This is a genomic window from Luteibacter sp. P4_D7_3, assembly GCF_056401735.1.
In genome coordinates this window covers 1-5,943 of record NZ_JBFUIT010000253.1, presented here as the reverse complement: position 1 = coordinate 5,943, position 5,943 = coordinate 1, and the positions used below count along the sequence as shown (strand labels likewise).

Annotated in this window: 6 protein-coding genes; all 6 read left to right on the top strand. The window is 64.8% G+C overall.

Features of this window, described 5'->3' with window-relative positions; translation table 11 throughout:
• Window positions 1-597 (top strand): tRNA (adenosine(37)-N6)-dimethylallyltransferase (locus tag AC1DSN_RS17220; protein ID WP_477331867.1); only part of this gene is annotated, 597 nt, incomplete at its 5' end.
• A gap of 90 nt (window positions 598-687) precedes the next feature.
• On the top strand, window positions 688-948 hold the full coding sequence (gene hfq / locus AC1DSN_RS17215) for an RNA chaperone Hfq (RefSeq protein WP_213948357.1): 261 nt from the start codon (window positions 688-690) through the stop codon (window positions 946-948).
• A 92-nt stretch (window positions 949-1,040) separates the two neighbouring features.
• Window positions 1,041-2,348, top strand: a complete 1,308-nt coding sequence (gene hflX / locus AC1DSN_RS17210; protein ID WP_477296881.1) for a ribosome rescue GTPase HflX — start codon at window positions 1,041-1,043, stop codon at window positions 2,346-2,348.
• A 172-nt stretch (window positions 2,349-2,520) separates the two neighbouring features.
• Window positions 2,521-3,651: an FtsH protease activity modulator HflK gene (hflK, locus tag AC1DSN_RS17205; protein WP_063573603.1), complete on the top strand. Its 1,131-nt coding sequence runs from the start codon at window positions 2,521-2,523 to the stop codon at window positions 3,649-3,651.
• Window positions 3,648-4,517: a protease modulator HflC gene (gene hflC / locus AC1DSN_RS17200; RefSeq protein WP_063573604.1), complete on the top strand. Its 870-nt coding sequence runs from the start codon at window positions 3,648-3,650 to the stop codon at window positions 4,515-4,517. Before hflK ends, hflC begins: the two co-directional genes overlap by 4 nt.
• 51 nt (window positions 4,518-4,568) lie before the next feature.
• Window positions 4,569-5,876, top strand: coding sequence for an adenylosuccinate synthase (locus AC1DSN_RS17195; RefSeq protein WP_213948356.1), 1,308 nt, complete (start codon window positions 4,569-4,571; stop codon window positions 5,874-5,876).
• Window positions 5,877-5,943: the final 67 nt, after the last annotated feature.

Genomic DNA, 5,943 nt, shown 5'->3' with positions numbered 1-5,943 from the left:
CGTCTGGGCGCCGAAGCGGCGATCGTGGGTTGGGCGGCACTCCATGCCCGTATGGCAGCGCTGGATCCCGTGGCCGGTGAGCGTATTCGGCCCGGTGACGCCCAACGCATCCAGCGCGCCCTCGAGGTCATGGCGCTGACGGGCAAGCGCCTGACCGATCTGCAGAAGCAGGCGGTTGGCGATCGCCTGCCGTGGCGGGTGCTCAAGCTCGCCCTTCTGCCCGACGACCGCAAGGCCCTCCACGAGCGCATCGCCACGCGCTTCGACGCCATGCTGGGCGACGGTTTTCTCGATGAAGTCAGGGCCCTGAAGGCCCGTGGCGACCTGCATGCCGACCTCCCGGCGATCCGCGCCGTGGGCTACCGGCAGGCCTGGGAGTATCTGGACGGGCAGGGCGACGCCACGAACCTCCGCGACCGTGGTATCTATGCAACGCGGCAACTCGCGAAGCGGCAGATAACCTGGCTGCGCAGCGAGCTGGACGCGCGCATGTTTGACCCGGACCGGGGGGATCCGTTGCCGGAAGTGGACAGGGCTCTCGGGCAGTTCCTGGGAATGCCGATGTCGTCACGTCCGGTGCTTCCTGCTGGCGTTTAAAAGCAGTTAAGATTCAAGACACTTGGGCTGGGGCGCCATTTGGCGTTTTTTTACCCGGACCCGTACGAAAGGCGTAGGGGAGAAGAAGAAATGTCCAAAGGGCAGTCGTTGCAGGATCCGTTTTTGAATGCGCTTCGCCGTGAGCGTGTGCCGGTCGCCATTTACCTGGTGAACGGTATCAAGCTGCAGGGCACGATCGAGTCGTTCGACCAGTTCGTGGTTCTGCTGCGTAATCAGGTGAGCCAGATGGTCTACAAGCACGCCATCTCGACGGTCGTGCCGAGTCGCAATGTGCGGGTCGGTGGCCACGAGAATCACTCGGAATCGGGTGCGGGCGACGCCGAGGGTTGAGGGGCCCAGGCGACAACCCATATGTAAAGGGACGGGTGCGCGTATGCTTTGGCAGCGCGCACCCCTTCTTCTGCATGAGGTCATCCCCCTAAGTGTTCGATAGGCAAAAGAAAGGCGAGCGGGCCGTGCTGGTCCTGCCGCATTCGCGTAGCGAAGGCGACGCGATTCGTCGTGGCGAAGAATTCGCCGAACTGGTCGCTTCGGCCGGCGCCGAGGTCCTGGCCAGCATCCCGGCCCGGGTGGCGTCCCCCAACCCCCGTTTCTACATAGGTAGCGGCAAGGCCGACGAGGTCGCCGAAGCCGTGCGCGCGCTCGAGGCCGATCTGGTCCTCGTCGATCACGAGCTCACGCCCGTGCAGGAGCGAAATCTCGAAAAGCACCTGGGGACGCGGGTCGTCGATCGCGCCGGGCTGATTCTCGACATCTTCGCCCAGCGCGCCCGCTCCCATGAAGGCAAGCTCGAAGTCGAGCTGGCCCAGCTCAAGCACATCGCGACTCGCCTGGTCCGCGGCTGGACCCATCTGGACGCCCAGCGCGGCGGTGCCATCGGCAACCGCGGCCCGGGCGAAACCCAGCTGGAAACCGACCGCCGCTTGCTTGCCGAGCGGGTGAAGATGCTGAGCAAGCGTCTGGAGAAAGTGCAGACACAGCGCGACCAGCAGCGTCGCTCGCGCCTGCGCAACACGGTGCCGCGCGTGGCCCTGGTCGGCTACACCAATGCCGGCAAGTCCACGTTATTCAATACGCTGACCACCGGCGGCGTTTACGTCGCCGACCAGCTGTTCGCCACCCTGGACCCCACGGTTCGCAAGATCGACGGCCTGTCCTGCGGCCCCGCGGTGATCGCCGACACGGTCGGTTTCATTCGGGAACTGCCGCATGACCTCGTCGCCGCTTTCCGCGCCACGCTGGCCGAGGCCCGCGACGCCGACCTGCTCATCCACGTCAGTGATGCCGCCGACGAGGAGCGCGACATGCTTCGCCGGGTGGTCAACGACGTGCTCGAGGAGATCGGTGCCGGCGACGTGCCCCAGCTGTCGGTGATGAACAAGGTCGATCTGATCGACGCCGAACCGCGCGTCGATCGCGGCGAAGACGGCAAGCCACGCCAGGTCTGGCTCTCGGCGGCGAGTGGCGCCGGGCTTGAAGGGCTGCGTGAGGCGCTGGGCGAGTTGCTTGGTGGCGACCGGATTCGTGCGGGTCTTGAGCTTCCTCTCAGTGCCGGGCGCCTTCATGCCCGTTTGAAAGCGGCTGGCGCGATCGCCGGGGAGGCCATCGACGAGCACGGCTGGCACCTGGATATCGACGCGCCGCGCTCAGTGCTGGCGCCGTTGATCGGCGACGATGCCAACGCCAGATCGCTCCGTGACCTGATCGACCCACCCCACGCGGAGTTCTGATCGGTCGCCATCGAGCACCGATCCGCCTCCGTCTGCTAGAATTCACAACGTTTGCGTGCCCATTCGGCGCGGCGGCGGGCGCCACCACGCCCACCGCCCATCCCCGCTGTTCGGGTTCACCTGAAGGCTTGCCAGCCGCCCACCCTCCGGTCCCCCAAGGAGACTGTCGCCCATGGCTTGGAACGAACCCGGTAACGGCCAGAAGGATCCCTGGAACCGCAACCGGTCGAGCGGGCGCAAGCCCGATCTCGACGGCATGCTCAAAAGCCTCAAGGCTCGCTTTGGCAAGTTCGGCGCGGGGAGCGGCGGCGTACTCGCTGTCGTCCTCGTCTTCGTCGTGGCCTGGCTGCTGGTCAGCAGCTACACGGTGATCGACGCCCGGCAGGTGGGTGTGGTGCTGCGCTTCGGCCAGTTCTCTCGCGTACTTCCGCCCGGTTTCCACCTGAAGGCACCCAGCCCGATCGAAACGGTCACCAAGGTCGAGATGACCCAGGTCCGTTCGATCTCGGACAACGTGTCGATGCTCACCCGCGACGAGAACATCATCGCGATCGACTTCAACGTGCAGTACCAGGTTTCCGATGCGCGCAAGTTCCTGTATTCGAACAACGACATCGAAAACGGCACGATGAAGAATGCGTCGGAAGCGGCTGTCCGCTCCGTCGTCGGTGCCAACATCATGGACAACATCCTGACCACGCCGGGCGTCGATACGCCTACGCCGGCGCAGGCTCCCGTGGCAGGCGTCGCTCCGGCGGCGAAGGAAACCCTGCAGCAGCAGACGCGCGACATCCTTCAGGCCACGCTCGACAAGTACGACGCCGGCATCCTGGTCACGGGTGTGAGCTTCCAGAACGTGTCGCCGCCGAAGGAAGTGAAGGACGCTTTCGACGACGTCAACGCCGCCCGCGAAGACAAGCAAAGCGAAGAGAACAAGGCTCGCGCCTACGAGAGCCAGGTCGTGCCGGTTGCCCGTGGCGATGCCGCGCGTGCTGCCGCCGAAGCGCAGGGCGAGCGCGTGGAGCGCATCGCACGCGCCAACGGTGACGTCGACCGCTTCAATGCGCTGCTGAAGGAATACCGCGCCGCGCCGGAAGTCACGCGTCGTCGCCTCTGGCTCGAGACCGTCGAGGAAGTCATGGCCGGCAATCCGAAGGTCGTCGACGGCACCAACGGCAAGAACATCATTCAGCTTCCGGTCGAGTCGAACGGCGGCACGGTTCGCAACGTGCCTGGCGTGGGTCCGGTCATCCAGTCGGCCACCACCGACGCGAACCCGAATCCGCAGGGGAATGCGCAGTGAAATACATTTCCGGCCTCATCGTCCTCGTCGTCGTCCTGCTGGGCTTCAACAGTGCCTTTGTCGTCAAGGAAGGCGAGAATGCCCTCCTGCTGCAGTTCGGCCGCATCGTGCGAGCCGACTACCAGCCCGGCCTGCACTTCAAGATTCCCGTCGTGCAGCAGGTGATGCGCTTCGATAACCGTATCCTCGGACTGGATGCGCAACCCGAGCGCTATTTCACACTCGAGAAGAAGAGCGTCAACGTCGACTTCTACGTGAAGTGGCGCATCGCCGATAACGCGGCGTATTACCGCGCCACGTCGGGCGAGCAAACGCAGGCTATTCAGCGCCTGACGCCGATCGTGAAAGACGCCCTGCGCCACGAGTTCAACTCGCGCAACCTCGAAGACCTGATCGCCGGTGGCCGCGAGGACATCACCGGGCAGGTGCGCAAGGACACCGATGTGGCGGCGCGGAAGAACCTCGGCATCGCCATCGTCGACGTTCGCATCAAGCGCATCGACCTGCCCGACGAAGTCAGTGGCTCGGTCTACAAGCGCATGCGTAACGAGCGCCTCCAGCTCGCCAACGAACTGCGTTACACGGGCCAGGAAAGCGCCGAGAAGATTCGTGCCGATGCCGATCGCCAGAAGGTGGTCCTGCTCGCCGACGCCAATCGCGACGCGACCAAGGTCAAGGGCGACGGCGACGCGCAGGCGGCCGCCATCTACGCCCAGGCCTACAGCCAGGATCCCGAGTTCTTCTCGTTCTACCGAAGCCTCGCGGCTTACCGTAAATCCTTCGCCGACGGCAAGGGCGTGCTGGTGCTCAAGCCCGATTCCGAATTCCTGCGCTATCTCAATGACGGCCCCGGCCGCGCGCGCTAATCAAGATCCACATCGCCCTGCTGGGCAACGCAACTAAAGAGAACCGTCAAAATGGGTAAGTCAGTCGTTATTCTGGGCGCGCAATGGGGCGACGAGGGCAAGGGCAAGATCGTCGATCTTCTCACTGAGCGCGTCGGTGCCGTCGCGCGTTTCCAGGGTGGCCATAACGCCGGTCATACGCTGGTGATCAAGGGCAAGAAGACCGTCCTGCACCTGATTCCCTCAGGCATCCTGCGCGACGACGCGCTCTGCCTGATCGGTAACGGCGTGGTCCTGTCGCCGGCCGCCCTGATGAGCGAAATCGCCGAGCTCGAGGCTCAGGGCGTGGACGTCCGTCCGCGTCTGAAGATCTCGCCGGCCACCCCGCTGATCATGCCGTACCACATTGCTGTCGATAAGGCGCGCGAAGTCGCCTCCGGCGCCAAGGCGATCGGTACCACCGGGCGCGGTATCGGCCCGGCGTACGAAGACAAGGTCGCCCGCCGCTCCATCCGCGTGGCCGACCTCATGTACCCGCATGAGCTGCCCGAGAAAGTGCAGGCCGCCGTCGAGTACCACAACTTCGTGCTCACCCAGTGGCTGAAGGCCGAGCCGGTCGATTACCAGACCGTGCTCGACGAAGCCCTGACCTGGGGCGAGTACCTGCGTCCGATGGTCGACGACGTCGCTACCATCCTGCACGACGTGCGCAAGGAAGGCGGCAATATCCTGTTCGAGGGTGCGCAGGGCGCGCTGCTCGACATCGACCACGGCACGTATCCGTACGTCACCTCGTCGAACACGACGGTGGGCGGTGCGCTGGCCGGTACCGGCGTCGGCGCGCGCGACATCGACTACGTGCTCGGCATCTGCAAGGCCTACGCCACGCGCGTCGGTGGCGGTCCATTCCCGACCGAACTCAACGATGAGATGGGCGAACTGCTGCGCAAAAAGGGCAACGAGTTCGGCGCCAGCACGGGCCGTCCGCGTCGCTGTGGCTGGATCGACCTTGTCGCGCTGAAGCGTGCCGTGCAGATCAACGGCATCGATGGCCTGGCCATCACCAAGCTCGACGTGCTCGACGGCCTGGAAAGCATCAAGGTCTGCATCGCGTACGAATACCGCGGTAAGCGTCGTGAGCTGGCGCCGCTGGACGCCGATGGCTGGGCCGAGTGCAAGCCGGTCTACCTCGAGTTCCCGGGTTGGGAAGAGTCCACCGCAGGCATCCGCGACTGGAACAAGCTGCCGCCGGCCGCTCGTGCCTATCTGCGTGCCGTCGAGGAACTCTCGGGCTGCAAGCTGGCACTGGTTGCGACGGGTGCCGACCGCGATGACACGATCATCCTCGACGACCCGTTCGGCGCCGACGACAACTGCTGATCTGTAGCGATCGGTCGGGTTGATTCGTTGTTGTGAAAACGCCAGCCTTCGGGCTGGCGTTTTTGTG

Coding starts and splice junctions, on each gene's coding strand:
- hfq (WP_213948357.1), top strand. CDS start 688: ATGTCCAAAGGGCAGTCGTTGCAGGATCCGTTTTTGAATGCGCTTCGC.
- hflK (WP_063573603.1), top strand. CDS start 2,521: ATGGCTTGGAACGAACCCGGTAACGGCCAGAAGGATCCCTGGAACCGC.
- AC1DSN_RS17195 (WP_213948356.1), top strand. CDS start 4,569: ATGGGTAAGTCAGTCGTTATTCTGGGCGCGCAATGGGGCGACGAGGGC.